The following is a 20,170-nucleotide window of genomic DNA, read 5'->3' as shown; positions in this document are numbered from 1 at the left end:
TAAATGAACGAAGACGAAGAAAATAAAATCCCCGAAGAAAACGAAAGTCAAGAAAACGAAAATCAAGGTTTTGACGACATTCAAACCTCGGGACATCACTTTTACGAGACCAATGACAGTCCGGAAGATACGATTACAAAAGTAACCGGCATGTTCAAAGATTGGTTTTTGGACTACGCATCTTACGTAATTCTGGAAAGAGCAGTTCCTGCGATTGAAGATGGTTTTAAACCGGTTCAACGTAGGATTATGCATTCGATGAAGGAATTAGACGATGGTCGTTACAATAAAGTGGCGAATATTGTGGGTCATACCATGCAGTATCACCCTCACGGTGACGCTAGTATTGGTGACGCGATGGTGCAAATTGGTCAGAAAGAACTGATTATCGACATGCAAGGAAACTGGGGAAATATTCTTACCGGCGACAGTGCTGCAGCTTCTCGTTATATTGAAGCTCGAATTTCAAAATTTGGCCACGACGTTTTATATTCTCCAAAAATCACGGATTGGGGTGTTTCTTATGACGGTCGTCGAGCTGAACCGGTAAATCTACCTGTGAAATTCCCATTACTTTTGGCGCAAGGTGCTGAAGGAATTGCTGTTGGGTTGTCAACAAAAGTATTACCACATAATTTTAACGAACTGATTGATAGTTCAATAAAAATATTAAAAGGAAAACCATTCACGCTATATCCAGATTTTATTACGGCTGGAATTGCTGATGTTACCAATTATAACGACGGACTTCGTGGCGGAAGAGTTCGAGTTCGTGCGAAAATTGCGCAATTAGACAAGCAAACATTAGTCATCACTCAAATTCCTTTTTCCACAAATACAGGAAGTTTGATAGACAGTATTTTGAAAGCCAACGACAAAGGTAAAATCAAAATTAAGAAAATTGAAGACAATACTGCTGCCGAAGTTGAAATTTTAATTCATTTATTTCCAGGGGTTTCGCCTGATAAAACGATTGACGCTTTGTTTGCTTTTACAGCGTGCGAAACTTCAATTGCTCCATTAGGTTGCGTAATTGAAAATCATAAACCGCTGTTTATTGGTGTTTCTGAAATGTTGAAAATTTCAACCCACAGAACGGTTGAATTGCTTAAAAGTGAGTTGGAAATCCAATTGGCTGAGTTGCAAAACAAATGGCACTTTTCAACATTAGAAAAGATTTTCATTCGTGAAGAAATGTACATTGATTTCAAATTGTATTCTGATAGAGAAGCACTTTATGCCTATTTGTACAAAAGTTTCGAACCTTATTTAGATTTATTAGTTCGCGAAATCAACGATGATGATTTGCAGAAATTGACGCAAATTCCAATGATTCGAATTACGCGTTTTGACTCCGATAAAGCGGATGATGCGATTGCAAAATTAGAAGCAGAAATGGAGCAAGTCAAGCACGATTTGGAACACATTATTGATTTTGCTATAGCCTTTTTTACAAAATTAAAAGAGAAATACGGAAAAGGGAAAGAACGTCAAACGGAACTACGAATTTTTGATGATATTGAAGCTACAAAAGTAATCCTTAGAAATACAAAATTATACGTCAACCGAGAAGAAGGTTTCTTTGGAACGGGATTGAAAAAAGACGAATATGTAGCTGATTGTTCTGAAATTGACGATGTTATTGTTTTTTTAAGAGACGGTTCGATGATGATTTCAAAAGTAGACGACAAGAAATTTGTTGGAAAAGACATTATTCACATTGCAATCTTTGACAAGCAAGACAAACGAACGATTTACAACATGATTTATCGTGACGGAAAATCGGGACCTTCTTACATCAAGAGATTCAATGTTTCTGGTGTCACGAGAGATAAAGCTTACCCATTAAGTCAAGACAAAGCAGGTTCCCAAGTACTTTATTTTTCGCATAATCCAAATGGAGAAGCTGAAGTTATAACTATATTATTACGTCAAGTAGGAACAGTTAAAAAATTAAAATTTGATATCGATTTTGCGGATTTAGCTATAAAAGGTCGAGGTTCCAAAGGAAATTTGGTAACTAAATATCCAATCAAAAAAATTGAACTCAAAGAAAAAGGAATTTCAACTTTAAAACCGCGACGCATTTGGTTTGACGACACCGTTCAGAAATTAAATGTTGATGGAAGAGGCGAACTTTTAGGCGAATTTAAACCAAACGATCGACTGTTAATTATTCAACAATCGGGGAAAGTAAAAACTATTATTCCAGAATTGACGACGCACTTTGATGATGATATGATTGTTCTTGAAAAATGGTCGCCTAAAAAACCTATTTCCGCGATCTATTTTGAAGGGGAAAAGGAAAAATATTTTATAAAACGGTTTCTAATTGACAACGGAAACAAGGAAGAATTTTTTATAACCGAACATCCAAAATCACACGTTGAAATTGTAGCCACAGATTATCGACCAGTTGCAGAAGTAATTTTTGCAAAAGTAAAAGGAGTTCAAAAAGAAAATCAAACAATTGATTTTGATGATTTTATATCTGTAAAAGGAATTAAAGCTTTAGGTAATCAATTGACTGCTGATAAAATCAAACAAATTAATTTATTAGAGTCATTACCCTTTGAAATCCCAGAAGAAGTTGCTAAACAAGACAGAGAAGTGATTGGTGAAAATGAGTTAAATACAAATGTGAAATTAGATGAAGATGGCCAAATTAATCTCTTTGAAGAAAACGATAATGAAGGTGCTTAATAATTATGCTTACTAAATTAGTTGTACTACAAAAATGGAACATCCGCTTTATGTTGAACATCCTTGGTTAATTGCTTTATTTGCTATTGTAATTGTGGTAATGTTGCTTTTAGATTTGGGCGTCTTTAATAAAAATAGTCACGAAATATCCAATAAAGAAGCTCTAATTTGGTCCGCAGTGTGGATTGGCTTATCGATGGGTTTTAGTGCAGTACTATATAATATAGCGGGACCAACCAAATTTTTTGAATTTCAATCGGCATATTGGATTGAGAAAGCGCTTTCAGTAGACAACTTATTTGTTTTTATAATGGTCTTCAAATTTTTTGATGTGGCCAATCAAAATAAGCACAAAATACTTTTTTGGGGAATCGTAGGTGCTTTAATTTTGCGCGCAATTTTTATTTTTTCGGGAGCTTATCTGATTCGATTAACTTATTTGAATACCATTTTAGGGAATTTTGGCATTGAAGGATTCAAGTATAATATCAATATCATTATGACTTTCTTTGGTCTATTTCTGGTTTACGCTGGAATTAAATCTTGGAGTTCGGATGAAGAGTCAGAAGATACCAATTACAATAAAAGCAAAGGAGCACAACTGGTTCGAAAAATTTTTAAAGTCACCGATGAATATGATGGAGATAAATTTTTCACCATAAAAGACGGGAAACGCGTTGCTACAAAATTGTTTTTGGTCTTAGCAGTTATTGAATTCACGGATTTACTTTTTGCAGTAGATTCAATTCCGGCTATTTTTGCAATTTCTGATGATCCATTTATACTATACACATCAAATATATTTGCAATTTTGGGCTTAAGAGCGTTATTTTTTCTGCTCGATAATTTTCTTTACATGTTCAGTATGCTTAAATATGGATTAGCCATCATTCTTACATTTATTGGTTTAAAAATGATAGTTGCTCCATTTTATCATGTAGAATCCGTTTTTTCCCTAATTATTATTGGAGGAATTTTAATTGGCTCGGTACTACTTTCGGCACTATTTGCAGAAAAATCTTAAATTCAGCACTTTTAATTCAAAGTTTTAGGTTTTTCTGTTTTACAAATAATTAGCAACGAATAACCGGAATCATTCGTTCTTTTCTACGAAAAAATGAGTATTTTTGGCATCTAAATAAATCAATTATGGCATCAATTACATTAGGTGGAAATCCCATTCATACAAATGGAGATTTACCACAAAAAGGCTCAAAAGCTGCAGATTTTTCATTAGTAAAAGTAGATTTATCCACAGCAACTTTAGCTGATTTTGCAGGTAAAAAACTGGTTTTAAATATATTCCCAAGCATTGACACAGGAACTTGTGCGCAATCTGTTCGTACTTTTAATGAAAGTGCAAGTAAATTAGATAACACTACTGTTTTATGTATTTCAAGAGATTTACCCTTTGCTCAAAAACGCTTTTGTGGTGCTGAAGGTTTAGAAAATGTAGTTAACCTATCTGACTTCAATACAGGCGCTTTTGGAAAGAACTATGGTTTAGAAATGACTGATGGTCCATTGGCCGGTTTGCATTCAAGAGTAGTAATCGTTTTAGATGAAAACGGAACTGTCTTATACGCAGAACAAGTTAGCGAAATCGCTGCAGAACCTAATTACGAGGCAGCTTTAGCAGTTCTATAAAAATGAAAAAAGATCACACATTTGTAACCGGAAGACTTAAAAGTTTAAAATTCGCCCTTGTTGGCGCATACAAACTCATTACAACTGAACACAGTATTATGGTACAGTTTTCTTTGGGAATTCTGGTTACAATTGCTGGTTTTTACTTTAAAATTTCACATACGGACTGGCTTTTTCAAACTTTTGCCATTGGTTTAGTTTTAAGTATTGAAGGGTTGAACACCGCAGTTGAAAAAATTGCAGATTTTATTCATCCTGAATATCATGAACGAATTGGTTTTATAAAAGACATAGCCGCTGGTGCCGTGTTTTTTGCTGCCATAACCGCCTTTATCATTGGTGCAATTATCTACATCCCTATTATTCAAGCGCTTTAATACTTGAAAAAATATTAAATAGTTTACATTTATACTTATAAGCTTTTCCCTGCAGCATGGCAAAATCAACTAAAAAACAAACGACTTCCAAAAACACATCCACCTCTACTCCCACAAAAAGGAAAGGTTTATCTCGACAGTACAAAGTCATTTTTGGAACATTATTGATTTTATTTGCTGTAGCTCTGACGCTTTCTTTTATTTCTTTTTATGTCTATGGTCATCAAGACCAAAGCGCCGTTCATGAAGTTGGAAATCGAAGCATTGAAGTCCGTAATTGGTTGGGCAAATTTGGAGCCTATCTTTCCAATCTCTTTGTTTACGACGGTTTTGGCCTTGCCGCATTTATATTTGTACGATTATTCTTTTTAACTGGCGCTTATTTAATTTTAGATTTATCTGTAAGAAAATTACGCAGCAGCTGGTTTTGGGATAGTTTTGTAGCTATTGTAGTTTCTATACTTTTCGGTTTTTTTGCAACCCAATTGCCTGAACTAGGTGGTGTAATTGGATTTGAAATGAACGATTACTTACAAGATTACTTAGGGAAAACTGGAACTTTACTCGTTCTCATTTTTGGAATAATCATCTTTCTTATTTTTAGAATAAAGATTTCGCCAGACGCAGTGAAACATGCTTTTGAAAAAACAAAAAATAAAGTAAATGCTGATTTTGAAGCCCTAAAGAAAACACGTGAGGAAGTGCCTTCTTATAATTTAGAAGAATTTGCAGTAGAAGAAGAGCCGGAATTAATTAGAAAAGAACCTGTTCAGAAACCAGCATCAAAATTTGAAATTGACCGAGAAGTGCTTAAACCCACAATTAGTAATTCATCGGAATTGCAATTGGATGTAAAACCAAAGCCAATTGTTGCTTCACCCGACTTAGTTGTTGAAGAAGTACCACAACAAGAAGACTTTGTAATAGAAAAAGTAGCGGAAGAAGAAACAATTGACGAAAATATAGCATCTCGATTGGTGGCTGATTTTGGATTGTTTGACCCTACTCTAGACTTATCCAAATATAAATTTCCTTCTTTAGATCTATTAAAGGAATATTCAACGGGCGGAATTACGATCAATCAAGCTGAATTAGAAGAAAATAAGAATCGCATTGTGGAAACTTTGCGCAATTATAAAATTGAAATTGCACAGATTAAAGCTACGGTAGGTCCTTCAGTAACATTGTATGAAATCGTTCCTGAGGCAGGAATTCGTATTTCAAAAATTAAAAGTTTAGAAGACGATATCGCGCTTTCTTTATCTGCATTAGGTATTCGAATTATCGCACCTATCCCTGGAAAAGGGACCATTGGTATTGAAGTTCCGAACAAAAATCCAACGATGGTTTCTATGAAAAGTGTTCTTGGTTCAGCACGTTTTCAAGAAGCAGAAATGGAACTTCCAATTGCTTTAGGTAAAACAATTAGCAATGAAACTTTTGTAGTTGATTTAGCCAAAATGCCCCACTTACTAATGGCTGGAGCTACGGGTCAAGGAAAATCAGTTGGTTTAAATGCAGTTTTAACCTCTCTTTTATACAAAAAACACCCTGCGGAAGTAAAATTCGTGTTAGTAGATCCTAAAAAAGTAGAGCTTACTTTATTTAACAAAATTGAACGCCATTATTTAGCCAAACTTCCAGACGGAGGCGATGCTATTATCACTGATAACGCAAAGGTAATTAATACTTTAAATTCGCTTTGTATTGAAATGGACAACCGTTACAACTTGCTTAAAGATGCAATGGTTCGGAATATTAAAGAATATAACGATAAGTTTAAAGGTAGAAAATTGAATCCTGAAAATGGACACCGATTTTTACCGTATATTGTCTTGGTTGTGGATGAGTTTGCCGATTTAATTATGACAGCCGGTAAGGAAGTGGAAACTCCGATTGCTCGACTAGCACAATTGGCACGAGCTATTGGAATTCACTTAATAATTGCTACGCAAAGACCTTCGGTAAACGTCATTACAGGTATCATTAAAGCCAATTTCCCTGCACGAATCGCTTTTCGAGTGACCTCAAAAATAGATTCACGAACTATATTAGATACGGCAGGAGCAGATCAATTGATTGGACGTGGAGATTTATTGTATACCAATGGAAATGATGTAGTTCGGGTACAATGTGCCTTTGTGGATACACCAGAAGTAGAACGAATTACAGAATTTATTGGCGCACAAAAAGGCTATAATGACGCCTACTTATTACCTGAATTTACTGGCAATGAAGAAAGTGGCACTAAACTTGATATGGATATTTCCGAAAGAGATACTTTATTTAGAGAGGCTGCAGAAATAATTGTAACAGCTCAACAAGGATCCGCTTCTTTATTGCAAAGAAAATTAAAACTAGGCTACAATCGTGCCGGACGTTTAATTGACCAACTGGAGTCTGCAGGAATTGTAGGACCTTTTGAAGGCAGTAAAGCACGAGGCGTTTTAATCCAAGATTTAAGTGCTCTTGACGATTTTTTTAATAATGAAAAAAATACATTTTAAAATGAAATTCAAGATCCCGTTTTTATTCTCCTTATTTTTTGCTCTAGTTTTTAATTTTACTGCAAATGCTCAAGATGCGAAAGCGAAAGCTTTGTTGGATGACGTAACTTCAAAAGTTAAAAGTTATAGCAATATTGCCATTGATTTCAAGTATTCATTGCAAAACAGCAAAGAGAACATCAATCAGGAAAGTAAAGGAAACGTATTATTGCAAAACAATAATTACGTATTAAACTTTATGGGTATTACTAAAATTTTTGATGGTAAAAAAGTATATACTATTGTACCTGAAGACGAAGAAATTAGTGTTTCTAACTTTGATGAAAAAGACGAGAGTGCCATTACTCCTTCTAAAATGTTAACTTTTTTCAATAAAGGTTATAAATATTCATGGGATATTTTGCAAAATGTTCGTGGAAGAAAGATCCAATACATAAAATTGATTCCTATCAGTTCAAAAGACCAACGAAAAGAAGTGCTTTTGGGCATTGATGTTCAGACAAAAAATATTTACAATGTGATTGAAACTGGTAAGAATGGTACTAAAACAACAATTGTTGTTAATTCTTTTAAAACCAATCAGCCCGTTTCAAAAAATCAGTTTACATTTGTTAAAAGTAAATATCCTAATTATTACATTAACAACATAGACTAAAGAACTGGAGTGAAAATCCTTGACAAATACATTTTAAAAACATTTCTGATTACATTTACTTCGGTATTTGTAATCCTTTTTTTTATATTCATTTTGCAAACCGTTTGGCTTTTTATCGCTGAACTTGCAGGGAAGGACTTGGATTTTATATTAATTCTAAAGTTTCTAGGGTACTCCATGCCCAATGTTGTTCCTTTGGTTTTGCCACTTTCTGTGCTTCTAGCCTCAATCATGACGTTTGGAGATTTATCTGAAAATTATGAATTTGCAGCTATGAAGTCGTCTGGTGTTTCTTTGCAAAGAGCAATGAAAAGCTTGATCGTATTCATTGTCATCCTAAGTATTGCTGCTTTTACTTTTGCGAACAACGTAATTCCATATGCCTCTTTTAAGTTCATCAGCTTTCGCCAAAACATTGCACAGGTTAAACCTGCTTTGGCCGTGGCCGAAGGACAATTTAGCGAGGTAGGTCCTTTTAACATCAAAGTAGAAAAAAAATCAGGACCTAAAGGAAATGAATTAACCGGAGTTACGATCCATAAAAAGAAGCCGAACGGAAGTGGGGTGACTAACGTAATAAAAGCTGAAAGAGGTCAATTATTAAGTAGTGAAGACTCTAATATGTTGCAGCTTATTTTGTACAATGGTTTTCAATATGAAGATATTGTTCCTAATAAATATGAGGAACGTAGAAAAATACCGTTTGCAAAAACTGCATTTAAAAAATATACGATGAATTTAGATTTATCGCAATTGAGTAAAGGTGACTCTGAAGAAACCATTGCCGCAGGAACAAACACCATGTTGAATATCAGAGAATTGCATTACACATTAGATTCTTTAAATTTAAACTACAAAAACGAAATTGTGTCGTTTGCTGAAAATATCCACAGCCGAAGTGGTATAGAAAGTGGTCCATTACGGGAACAATTTCGCACTGAAAATCAAGATTCTTTACCCAAAGAAACTGTAAAAACCATCATTCCGGATGATATTCTTGCCGACTTAACTACAGCTGAACAATCGCGTTTTCTTGAATTGGCATTCAATAGTGTTACTAGTACTAATTTTAGTATCCAAGGTTCAAGAGAAGACTTTCATTCAAAACGAAAAAACATTAACAACCACTATATTGCCATACACGAGAAATTTGTAATGGGCTATGCCTGCATTTTACTCTTTTTTATTGGTGCACCTCTTGGAGCAATTATTAGAAAAGGTGGTCTTGGTTTGCCAATCGTTTTTGCAGTTTTGATTTTTATAACATTTCATTTTACAAATACATTTGGTAAAAAAATTGCACAAGAAGACGGCTTAACGCCATTTTTAGGAGTTTGGATGTCTAGCATTATTCTGACGCCTTTTGCATTATTACTAACCTATCGTGCAACGAACGATATTGGCTTGATCAATATGGATGCTGTGTTTACACCCATTCAAAATTTATTTAAAAAGATTTTTAACAAAAACAAAGATAAAAAAGATGTCCACTGACAAAATACAACTCAATACCATTGAAGAAGCGATTGAAGATATTAGAAACGGAAAGATCATCATCGTTGTAGATGATGAAGATCGTGAAAATGAAGGGGATTTTCTTTGTGCTGCTGAGATGATTACGCCCGAAATGATCAATTTCATGGCAACTCACGGTAGAGGGTTGATTTGTGCACCATTGACCGAAAGTCGCTGTAAAGAATTAGATTTACGCACAATGGTTTCCAATAATACAGATCATTTAGAGACCGCTTTTACAGTTTCAGTAGACTTAAAAGGAAATGGTGTTACCACAGGTATTTCTGCTGGAGATCGTGCTAAGACTGTTTTGGCATTGATAGATGGCGAAACAAAAGCTTTTGACTTAGCACGTCCAGGACATATTTTTCCACTTATTGCAAAGCAAGGTGGTGTATTGAGAAGAACAGGACATACAGAAGCAGCAATAGATTTTGCAAGATTGGCAGGGTTTAAACCCGCTGGAGTTATTTGTGAAATCATGAATGAAGACGGTACGATGGCACGCTTACCAGAGTTAGTGCAAGTTGCCAAAAGATTTAATTTAAAATTAGTTTCTATTGAGGATTTAGTTGCGTACCGCATGCAGCATGATAGTTTAATTGTCAAAAAAGAAGACTTTAATATTGAAACTCGTTTTGGAACTTATCGATTAAGAGCGTATTTACAAACTACCAATAAACAGGTTCACATTGCATTAACAAAAGGGACTTGGAACTTAGGAGATACTGTTTTAACACGGATTAATTCAACATTGGTCAATAATGATTTATTAGGTACGCTAACGAATAACGCGGATCAAAAGTTAGATGATATGTTTAAGGTTATCAATGAGCAAGGCAAAGGAGCTATTATTTTTATAAATCAGGAAAGTCATTCTATAAATTTGCTTAATCGCATTACAGAGCTAAAATCGCTGCAATCAGAGGGAATTTACAAAGCGCCAAAAATTGTAATGGATTCCAAAGATTTTGGAATTGGAGCTCAAATTTTACATGACATTGATATTTCACACATCTGCTTGATGTCAAATTCACAACAATCCAAGCGTGTAGGTATGATTGGGTACGGTTTAGAAATTGTAGATTACATTAATTTCTAATTTATTTTTCTTTTAACTATAAGAGTATTAAATTGTTGAAAAATATAAAGAAAAAATTTGCAATTTTTTATCAAAAAATGCTTTGAGTATTCAAAAAACGTCTTATATTTGCACTCGCAATCAGGTAATGAAAGCGACAGACTGGAGAAATGGCAGAGCGGTCGAATGCGGCAGTCTTGAAAACTGTTGACTGTAACAGGTCCGGGGGTTCGAATCCCTCTTTCTCCGCACAATACTTTTCAAAGTATCTTAAAACCCCTCAAATCGTATGATTTAAGGGGTTTTTTCTTTTACATAAAGCAAAAGAAACACAATTGTTTTCAATCGAAAAGGAGTACAATTAGGGGCACATCAAACTAGGCTAAAAATTGTGCCCCGAATTGAGCCACATTGTTTAGACTGAACCAGTACACCTATTGAACATCTTGTGTCGTTTGGATTTTAATCGTAAATTATTAATTTCTAAAAGTCACCAATATGAAAACAGTAATCATAAATCTTTTTTACTTAAAGAGAGCAAAAATCAACAGTTTAGGGCTAGTACCAATTTATCATCGGATTACCATTAATGGCAAGAGATTAGATCGAAGTACCGGCAAGTATATAAATCCTATAAACTGGTCGAGTGAATTTGGAAAAATGCGGGGTAGTTCAGAAGAAGCGAGATCAATTAATAGTCATCTCGAATATTTGACACAACAAACAGTCGAATCTGAAAAAAAGTTATTCAAGAAAGATATAGCAATTACTTACAGTAGTTTTAAGGATAATATTTTGAATAAGGAAGAACCTAAAAGAACGCTTATCCCAATATTCGAAGACCGCAACAATCGAATAAAAGAACTCGTAGGTAAAGAATATGCGGCAGGGACTTTAGAGCGTTACACAACCTCTCTAAAGCACACAGTGGAGTTCATGCAGTGGAAGTATGGAACATCAGATATTGAATTGAATAAAATAGACCATGCATTTATTATGGACTATGAATTCTACTTGCGAAGTGTGAGAAACTGTGCAAATAATACAGCAGTTAAATACATTAAGAATTTTAGTAAAATAATTAAAATCTGCATCGCAAACGATTGGATTGATAAAAACCCATTCGCAAACTACAAATCAAAAATTAGAGAACTGGAGCGCACTTATCTCTCCGAAGAAGAAATTCAAAATTTAATTGAAAAAAAGTTTACCACTCCCCGATTAGAATTGGTCTGCGACCTATTTCTTTTCAGCTGTTTCACCGGTCTCGCATATATTGACGTAAAGAATTTGACCAAAGAAAATATTACTTTTGGTATCGACGGCGACCAATGGATTTTCACGCACAGGCAGAAGACAGAAGCCGCTTCCAAAATTCCAATATTACCGGTTACGGCAATGATCATCGAAAAGTACAGTAAACAAAAGGAGTGCATAATCCAGAATAAATTACTTCCTATTTTAAGTAATCAGAAAATGAATGCGTATTTAAAAGAAATTGCAACGCTCTGTGAAATTAACAAGGAACTGACCTTTCACATGGCGCGACACACATTCGCTACTACGGTTACATTAACCAACGGTGTTCCAATAGAAAGCGTAAGCAAAATGCTTGGACATAAAAACTTAAGAACTACGCAGCATTATGCGAAAGTTGTGGACCGCAAAGTAAGTGAAGATATGAACTTGCTAAAACAGAAATTAGCAGATAAAGCAATTAAGAAATCATCCTAATCATTAGTTTTAAAAAATAATCCACGGTTCAAAATACAAAAAAAGACAGCAATTGAGCTGTCTTTTTTATTTTATTAATTCTAATCCTTTGGCCTATGCTTATGAGGCTTTAAATCAGGATGCTTATCCTTATTGGGCGGCGTAACTCTCCTTCTTTCATCAGGCGTTCCGTCCTCTTTGTTAGGTTTAGGTCCCGGTTTAATTGCTTGAATAGTTTCCATATAAATTCTGTTTAAAATTAAATTGCTAGTGACATTAAAAGTTGAGTTATTTTAATTGTCTCAATATATTCTAAAATGATTTATACCAATAGTACAGCTTTTATTTTATTATTTGTTCTATCTTCTCCATCAAAATTTTAAACCGCTCTTCTCTAATAAATGGATGAATGTGCATGGCTAAAATTTCATCTTCCCATAAGTTATCACTTCTAATTAAATGACTACCGTTGCTATATGCAATCCCTTCTTCACCAATTGCAGTTGCACATCCAATTATTGGTTATTTATGCTAGTCATCTCTATTATTCACCTTTAAATTTTCTCCAATAAGTTTGTTTTCACAAATTCATAAGCTTCGATAATGTTATAAGACAAACCGGGTCTTAATAATCCTTCCATATCGCCTACGAAATCTTGATCTGCAATTTTCTTTTCCATATTTTCGAGAAATTCTTTTTGCGTTATACTATTGCCTTCTTCGTTCATGTAAAAGTTCCATGCTTCAATAATTATTTGTGGAGATACATCATTTTTCGTTATTGCATACCACATATCAAACAAATCCCTTCCTTTTCTTCTTTGGTAAAGCGCACGCATTTTTGTTCCCAACAACTCGGTGAGGTGATAAGATGGTATTGATACTTCTCCAGTGAACCATTCAGATTGCATAGTATACTTAACTTCTTGAACACCAAAAATGGTATGATGTTCTCTACAGTTGACTTCGACTTTTAGCCTTAATGGTATTCCGTCTTCTGAATCAAAACGGTAGACTAATGTGTTGTTATGTTGTTTCTGTTTACGTATAGGTTTGTGACCCAAAAAAGACAGTACCTCGCGAAGTTTATCCATAATTGGACCAAAAGGCTCTGCGGTAATTTGTACTAAATCTATGTCTTCAGAGTACCTTGCTGCAGGTGATAGATATAATTTGTGTAAAGCAGTTCCTCCTCTAAAAGCTAATTTCCCTTTTAAATATTCATCGCTATAAATGGCCATTAACGCTCTTTCAATTACCAAATCTTGTTCTACCTGAAAATCCTCTTGCCAGGGTACTTTTTTACGCCATGCGGTTATATATGCTTTTGGAATCATAAATCTGTTTCTATTTCTATATTTTGTACAACCTTCCAGTCATTACCCGTTATCATCTCCGATTTTTCTTTTTGTGGCCTTAATAATATTGGAAAATATTTTATTGTTTTTAGATATTCTTTAATTGGATCGCTTAAATCCCTCATATCTAAAATTTCTTCAAGCAAAAATCCTAAACGCTGTATCGCAGTTATAGGAGTATAACGTTTTGAGATATCAAGCAATTTAGTCGCATCAATGCTTTCACAGAGTTCTTCTAGCACTGTTGCAACTCTATTAAGACCTCCCGCTTGATCATAATAACACATCAAATCCAAAGCTGTTAACTCGGGAGAAGAAACGTTTATATAGCCTGTATCAACTTTTTTTTGGACTATATCATCTTTTGACCATTGTTTTTTAATGTAAAAATTAATTTTTAGGTTGTCATTATTGATATTTCTTAAACTAGGTTTCATAGTTATTACAGAAAATGATTGAGGCTGCTGGTGTGCAGCTCCATAATACGATGCTGCATTTAGTAATCCAATATAATAATCTTTTTCCAAAAATTTCATTAATTCCGAAATGAATAATGAAGGTGGAAGAATGCCTTTACTCCTGTATTCTGGCGTTATTACTACGTAGAATTCATTTCTTATTATAGCAATTTCTTTTTTCTTTTTTAGTCGTTGTATTGCCTTTTTAATGGCTTGATCAGACTGATTAAATTGGTTTCTTACTTCTTGTAATGAAAATGCATACCTCCCGTTGGAACGTAATTCATTGATAAAGTCTTCTAAATAAGCGTAATTACTTTTCATTTTAAGTTTTTGTCTGCAATAGGGTATGAAGTCCGTACCCTATTGCAGATGTAAACTTAATTAATATTTTTATAAGTAACAATGTTTTGGGGATATTTCGAAACTTAAAATTTAAAAAAAAAGAATTTTAAACATTATGAAAATAAAACAAAAAGATGCCCCAGCATCTTTTTTCTATAAATCTATATCTAAATCAAATTTGAAATCTAACAATTCTCTAGGATGTTTGTTCATGCCCTTTGCAAGATCAATTAAAGTTGTAAAAGACAAATTACGCTAACCGTTTTCAATATCGCTTACTGTTGCTTTAATAAGCCAGTTACTGTTAGCTACAGCATGATCCTGACTTAAGCCAGCATCCTTTCTAAGTTTCTTCACATGCTTTCCAAAATCACTCAATATTTTTTCATTATGCTTCTCCATCTACTATTGCTTGAAAACAAAATGCTTCATTTTTTATAAAATATTTGTTATAAGAACTTATGAAATATAGAATTCCTGCGGTACCGGGGGTAAATGAAATTTCCTTATTTCTTTGTATGCCTTACTTCAACTCTATCAAACTTCTCGTCGATTAAGTCTCCATATTTATCTTCAAAAAGCTTGAAAAAATCGGAAAGAAGAATTTTTTGGCTAATGCAGAAAGCATTAATTGTAGATAACGGAACGTTATAGCCATATTCATCTTTAAACTTTCGGATTATTGATTCCGACTTATTCATACTGTCGCCAACAAACCGATTAGAATTCGCATCCTAAAATTCTTCAACGATAAAATTACATAATAATTTATCTACATTAAAAACTTTACGAATCCGTACATTACTTAGAGGTTTCTCATTTTTTCCCATTTTCAAATTAAAGAAATATGTTAAAATACACTGCGCATTGTCGTGCGCATTATAATTTTATTATATTTGTTAATAATTACATATATTTGCGATTCTTCACATATCACATTTGAAGCATTCGCTTAGAATCTCGCACTAGAAAACTGGTAATTTTTGCAACGAGATAATAAGTACGATGCTCACGTCTAACGGCGTGGGCTCTCTTATTGTTGCTCGGTATACCAGTACCACTAGTGCAGTAAGCTGAGTTCCACGCTTTTTTTTATTTCCAAAAAGCCAACTCTCCTTAATTCTTAGCACTGCTTTCTTTTTATCAGTTTCGCATTTCAATTTGAAAATTATTTTTCTGGAAGGATACTGCCCGCGCCTGGCTGCAATCTGCAACGGCAGTTCCCCTTCCTTTATAAACAATAAAGCTTATGAATTTAAAGCGACCAGCACAACACTTCTGGCTCCCTCTGTCATTGCGAAGAATGAAGCAACCAGAGAGGGCTGGGGTGAGGAATCCTAACCCCTTGCCGAGTTTTTTGGTTTAGTTAGTTCGTGCAAGGGCGTTAGGTTTTTCAAATGAGACAAAACCAGTAACAGATATAAAAAATAACCAGTTATTAACCCAACTCCAATTCCCCCTTTGGGGGCTAGGGGGCTAAAATAAAGCGCAAGAATTTACAACTTTACCTCGATGATTTTGTTTACAAATTAAAAAAGAAGATATTTTGGCGAAAAATTATTCGACAGACTAGTGATAGTAAGCATTACAGGAGTATGATTGAAAACGGATATGCGTTTTAATTTATCTTCTTTACTGATTAGTTTTATTATTTGTTTCATCTGTTTAATTTTTATATACTAAAATGGAAAAACTATTTTGATTTAGCTCTATCAACCGATTCATTCCAGGTTTTCTCTTTAAAATATTCATCAAAAACATTATGATATAAGTATTTTGACAATTTAAAGATTATAAAAATTGCTATCAAAATAATTAAAGCCCTACTTATTTTATTTTTGTACTTCATTTACTTTTTCATTTGTTATTGGTAAGTTCCCGTAAATCCCCATACTATTATTTAATGTACTACCTCTTTGGATAGCATTTATATCTGATGAAGTATCATTTTTATTATAATCTTTTGCATAATTCATTGCATCGGATGAACTAAAACCCAAGCCATTCATAAAATTACCCCACAAAAAATTACCAGAATCTAAATGATTATAAACGCGATAGCCATCATTTTGAAACATATATAAAGGTCCTTTATCGCCCAAAATTTCTGTTTTTGCATCATAATTGTAATATTCTCCTGCCGAATACAAGAGTAACGAGAGTGAGTATACAGAAGGATCCATTTTACCTCCAACTGATTCTGTAGCAGCAAAAAAGGTTCGTGAAAAATAGTTTTTTTGTTCTATACCTGATTCTTTTTTGAAAAAATTCATCCAAGAGTTATCTATACCAAATACAAATTGATGTTCTTTGAAACCCTGACTTCCATATTTGTTAATATTATAATTTATAGATGCAACATCAGTTTTTGGGTCATTAAATGTGTAGGAACTTTTTGCAGATGTCTTTGAGTTTTCTATGACAAGCATATCCGGAGTATTAGTCTTATCTGTTCTAACATAGTGTCCTTTCTCATTAAATACATAATCATCAGGCGGAATTACACTTTCTGGTGCCATTCCTGTCGGGTCATTATATTTTAAAGGACTGTTGAATGAAAAGCTGTAAGGTGACCAATCAGGAAATTCTTCACTCAATGGGTCAGGCGAAAGCCAACGGCTTGGCGTGTCGCCAATTGGTCGAGCATATATATTGGTGGTGTCAATTACGATATTACCAACAATTTGTTTATTGTCAACATGGTAACGAATTGAACCAATAGTTACGATACTGTCTAAATCGTGAACTTCTAAATACTTGCCTTTGCTTAAAGTAGCAACTTTACCTTTATAACCAAACTTGGCAAAAGGATTTCCTGCCTGTATGTTCTTCTCTCGGCGTGCTTGTTCTTCTTTAGATAACTTTTCTTGTGCTGAAAGCACACCAAAAGTTAAGAAGCAAAGCACTAAAAAATAAATTTTTGTCATAGATTTAATTTGTGCTAAAGTTATTTAATTTTTTGTTTTCGTATTTGTCTTTTTCGATTTTTAATTTAACTAACCAATTGAAATACATTTCTTCGGGCATAAAACGATAACCGATTTTGTGAATGTGTCCGTATTCTTTTTCCAAAGACGTGAAAAGCAATTTTGCTTTTTCATCGTTTGGTTCTTGTTCTAATTGCTTTTTATGAATTTCGGCTTTAAGAATTAAAGCAGTTGCAAAGCTTGGATAAGCACTTATTGCCGTTTCGGCACATTTTAATTCAAAAGTTCCGTCGTTCTTCGGGTAAATGCTTTTATAAGCATTGGCTAAATCAATTAAAAGAAGTGCAATACTTTCTTTATTGTTTAGTGCTTTCATATAAACGCCGTTTGTAATAGCGTCAAGATGGACAAAACCTGAAGCCATTATCCAAGCATCGTTTGGAAAAATTCCGCTTGTGAGTTCGGTATTAAACCAACCGTGTTTTTTGTTTTGATGTTTGATGTAAATGTGGTTTGGTGCTAACGAAAGGTTAGCAGTTGTTCCTAATTCTTCGCAAAGAATTTTGTATAAATAAGGTAATGAATGGCAATTTCCTTTTCGAGTGCGAAGCAACTTTGTAACCGACATACTGGCTAAATCATTATGCCCAAAAACATCGTTAAAGTCGTAACCGTAAGGAATGTATTTGTATTGTTTGTCTTCAATAATTATCGGAATTGTGTCGCACATTACTGAATAAACCGAAGCCCATTTGTTTACTTTTTCTTTGTCGTTTTCTACATAAGCCAAAAATCTATTTTGGATTAAAGAATTGCAAAGGTTAGTTAATGTTTTGATTTCTTTATTGACAAACGTAGTATCTAATTTATCATTGAGATAAGCATTTTCAACAGAAAAAACGGCTTTCTTAAAACTATAATTATTCTCATCAACAATCATACTATTGAGCAAAGCGTAGCTTTGTTCAAATAGTTTTTCTTGATTTTGTGCGACAGCACAAAATGTTGAGAGAAAGAGAAAAGAATGTATGATGTATTTCTTCATTTTAGTTTTTTAATGATTTTTTGATGACTAAACCTTTAAACTGTTTTCTGATGGCTTCGTTATCTTGAACGTGTTTTTGTTCTTTCATAGATTGTAGCCAATTTTGATAGGCTTCATCTGGCATATGTTCGTAACCTAAATTATCCATAAAATTATATTGCCCGTTTACTTTGTTGAGTAGTGCAACTGCTTGTGAAAATGAACGAATGTTTTGGAGTTCTTCTTTTTTGCGTGGATTAATTCCAATTTGTTGCATTACATATTCAAAGCGTACCGTGTCTAAATTGGATTGTATCATATTGGCTGAAATGCTATTTGGATAAAGTTCTAATGCTTTGGTAATAAGTTTTTGTACAAATTCATCGTAACCAAATTTATGAACATAACCGTTTGCTAAATCTACATAAAATTGCGAAAGCAATTCTTTTTTAGAAAGATTTTGCATATAGATTTTGTTTTGTAACGCTTCTGATTTTATGTAACCCGATTGTAAAATGTAGGAAGTTGTAGAAAACATTCCGTTTATTAGTTCTATGTTGTACCACTTTCCAATATCGTCTTTAAAACGAATATAAGAATGATTTGGCGAGAACGCCAAAAACGCTTCGGCATTTATTTGTTCGGCAAGAATTAAATAGAGTAGTGGCAATGAATGACATTGCCCTGTTTTGGTGGCAAGAAGTTTTGACACAAACATTTTGGAATAATCTTTCACGCCCATATAATCGTCAAAATCATATTGAAAAGCAGTATGTTTTAATCCGTTTGATTTGAGTTGTAAAGTTTCTGAAAAGAATTGAAAGAGCATAAAGTTTTTGGCGACATTACTTTCGATATCATATTTTAACTCTTTCATTTTTGCAATAATGAAATCGCCCAAGTTTTTTATGATTTGGTCAAATTGAGCTTTGTCTTGTTTGTTTTCAAAATAAGCGTTTTCGATTTGAAAATTAATGTCTTTTACCGATAAACTATTGGTGTCAATTTGTATTATTCTGTCGTAAACTTCATAATAGTATGATGTTCCTGAAAGATTAGAATAAGAAGGAAGATTGTAATTGATATTTGATTTAGTTTGGTTGATGTCCGCGTAAATTTCACGCATTTGTATTTTCTTTTGCTTTTCGGATTGGTTAGCTTGTTGGATTAATTTCTCGTTTTGGAGTTGCTGTCTTTTTGGAGTTTCATCAGTTCCGTTAAATATATTCATCGGATTTGGAACTACATTTATATTGTTCGGATTTCCTAAACCTTGATTTCCGCAATGTTGCATTTGAGTTGGTTGCTGAACACTTGGTATTTTTACTTGTGAGAAAGTAAATAATGGAATTAAAAAGAAAAATATTGTCTTCATATGCGGTTTTTCAATGTTCTGTGTAGCTAAAAGGTGTCATATAACGTCCGTGCATATATTTCAGTAGCGGATTAAAAAGTCCACATTAAGGATTTAGCCAAAACATTCCAAATACAAAAGCGACTTTCAGATACACTAAAAGTCGCTATTGAATATATGCATTGTTGAACTAAACCTTCGGTAGCGTATTACCTGAAAATGTTAGTCCTTTGTAAAACTAATTAAAAATTAATTACAATGACAAAAAAAAGCAGATGAGTTAGTTGGATCCAACACAATTCTGAGTCGAGCCGTTGCTCAAGTTCCTGAATTTGCAGAATTACTTCACCGATTTGAACGAGCGATGTCCATTTTAGGCAGGAGCGACAGTACCTACAGGAATTATGCCCAACATGTTGCATCAATAGCATTGCACTTTGGTAAAATCCCAACCGAATTGGATGTAGAGCAAGTCCAAGAATACTTGTATACGCTCCAAAAACGTT

General features: G+C 33.8%; 15 protein-coding genes, 1 tRNA gene and 1 pseudogene. 11 read left to right on the top strand and 6 right to left on the bottom strand.

All coding sequences use genetic code 11. The annotated features are described in order from the left end of the window. The first annotated feature begins 3 nt into the window (after positions 1–3). The 10 genes from H602_RS0100105 to H602_RS0100060 all read left to right on the top strand — a co-directional run bounded on the left by H602_RS0100105 (position 4) and on the right by H602_RS0100060 (position 12,219). Positions 4–2,703 carry a DNA gyrase/topoisomerase IV subunit A gene (locus tag H602_RS0100105; RefSeq protein ID WP_026976188.1) on the top strand — a complete coding sequence of 900 codons (2,700 nt, stop codon included), beginning with the start codon at positions 4–6 and terminating at the stop codon, positions 2,701–2,703. A 34-nt stretch (positions 2,704–2,737) separates the two neighbouring features. After that, positions 2,738–3,727: a TerC/Alx family metal homeostasis membrane protein gene (locus tag H602_RS0100100; protein ID WP_026976187.1), complete on the top strand. Its 990-nt coding sequence runs from the start codon at positions 2,738–2,740 to the stop codon at positions 3,725–3,727. A 125-nt stretch (positions 3,728–3,852) separates the two neighbouring features. Further along, entirely contained in the window at positions 3,853–4,350 is a 498-nt protein-coding gene (gene tpx, locus H602_RS0100095; RefSeq protein ID WP_026976186.1) for a thiol peroxidase, read from the top strand. Positions 4,351–4,352: 2 nt separating this feature from the next. Continuing rightward, positions 4,353–4,727 carry a diacylglycerol kinase family protein gene (locus tag H602_RS0100090; protein WP_425402306.1) on the top strand — a complete coding sequence of 125 codons (375 nt, stop codon included), beginning with the start codon at positions 4,353–4,355 and terminating at the stop codon, positions 4,725–4,727. A 56-nt stretch (positions 4,728–4,783) separates the two neighbouring features. Next, positions 4,784–7,234 (top strand): DNA translocase FtsK, encoded by a 2,451-nt coding sequence (locus H602_RS0100085; protein WP_026976184.1) that lies wholly within the window; start codon positions 4,784–4,786, stop codon positions 7,232–7,234. Between the two features lies 1 nt (position 7,235). Then, on the top strand, positions 7,236–7,889 hold the full coding sequence (lolA1, locus tag H602_RS0100080) for an outer membrane lipoprotein periplasmic chaperone LolA1 (RefSeq protein WP_245574896.1): 654 nt from the start codon (positions 7,236–7,238) through the stop codon (positions 7,887–7,889). A gap of 9 nt (positions 7,890–7,898) precedes the next feature. Next, entirely contained in the window at positions 7,899–9,383 is a 1,485-nt protein-coding gene (locus H602_RS0100075; protein ID WP_026976182.1) for an LptF/LptG family permease, read from the top strand. Further along, positions 9,373–10,506 (top strand): 3,4-dihydroxy-2-butanone-4-phosphate synthase, encoded by a 1,134-nt coding sequence (gene ribB / locus H602_RS0100070; protein WP_026976181.1) that lies wholly within the window; start codon positions 9,373–9,375, stop codon positions 10,504–10,506. Before H602_RS0100075 ends, ribB begins: the two co-directional genes overlap by 11 nt. 143 nt (positions 10,507–10,649) lie before the next feature. Further along, positions 10,650–10,734: transfer RNA gene (locus H602_RS0100065), tRNA-Ser, on the top strand. 249 nt (positions 10,735–10,983) lie between these two features. After that, a complete protein-coding gene (locus tag H602_RS0100060; RefSeq protein ID WP_026976180.1) occupies positions 10,984–12,219 on the top strand; it encodes a site-specific integrase in 1,236 nt (411 codons plus the stop codon). A 533-nt stretch (positions 12,220–12,752) separates the two neighbouring features. Here H602_RS0100060 and H602_RS0100050 read toward each other — a convergent pair. The 3 genes from H602_RS0100050 to H602_RS20155 form a co-directional block, all read right to left on the bottom strand. Further along, the gene (locus tag H602_RS0100050; protein WP_026976179.1) at positions 12,753–13,535 is read right to left on the bottom strand and encodes a nucleotidyl transferase AbiEii/AbiGii toxin family protein; all 783 of its coding nucleotides are present in this window, start codon (positions 13,533–13,535) and stop codon (positions 12,753–12,755) included. Then, complete coding sequence (locus H602_RS0100045) at positions 13,532–14,338, bottom strand: type IV toxin-antitoxin system AbiEi family antitoxin domain-containing protein (protein ID WP_026976178.1); 807 nt, start codon at positions 14,336–14,338, stop codon at positions 13,532–13,534. The genes H602_RS0100050 and H602_RS0100045 overlap by 4 nt, the downstream gene beginning before the upstream one ends. A 276-nt stretch (positions 14,339–14,614) precedes the next feature. Further along, positions 14,615–14,761, bottom strand: a complete 147-nt coding sequence (locus H602_RS20155; RefSeq protein WP_211224005.1) for a helix-turn-helix domain-containing protein — start codon at positions 14,759–14,761, stop codon at positions 14,615–14,617. Positions 14,762–15,837: 1,076 nt separating this feature from the next. Here H602_RS20155 and H602_RS19765 point away from each other — a divergent pair. Then, positions 15,838–15,958, top strand: a pseudogene (locus H602_RS19765) (IS1595 family transposase); the annotation flags it as partial. Between the two features lie 233 nt (positions 15,959–16,191). On the opposite strand, the gene H602_RS0100020 reads toward H602_RS19765, so the two are convergent. Genes H602_RS0100020 through H602_RS0100010 form a run of 3 tightly spaced genes read right to left on the bottom strand, consistent with a single transcriptional unit; the run spans position 16,192 to position 19,685 of the window. Then, the gene (locus H602_RS0100020) at positions 16,192–17,286 is read right to left on the bottom strand and encodes a hypothetical protein (protein ID WP_026976175.1); all 1,095 of its coding nucleotides are present in this window, start codon (positions 17,284–17,286) and stop codon (positions 16,192–16,194) included. A 4-nt stretch (positions 17,287–17,290) separates the two neighbouring features. Beyond that, positions 17,291–18,331 carry a hypothetical protein gene (locus H602_RS0100015; RefSeq protein WP_026976174.1) on the bottom strand — a complete coding sequence of 347 codons (1,041 nt, stop codon included), beginning with the start codon at positions 18,329–18,331 and terminating at the stop codon, positions 17,291–17,293. 1 nt (position 18,332) lies between these two features. Then, the gene (locus H602_RS0100010) at positions 18,333–19,685 is read right to left on the bottom strand and encodes a hypothetical protein (protein ID WP_026976173.1); all 1,353 of its coding nucleotides are present in this window, start codon (positions 19,683–19,685) and stop codon (positions 18,333–18,335) included. Positions 19,686–20,170 lie beyond the last annotated feature (485 nt).

The sequence above is a fragment of the Flavobacterium tegetincola DSM 22377 genome, from assembly GCF_000425485.1.
GTDB lineage: Bacteria > Bacteroidota > Bacteroidia > Flavobacteriales > Flavobacteriaceae > Flavobacterium > Flavobacterium tegetincola.
Note: the sequence above shows the minus strand (reverse complement) of the source record. Positions and strands in the feature narration are given on the sequence as shown.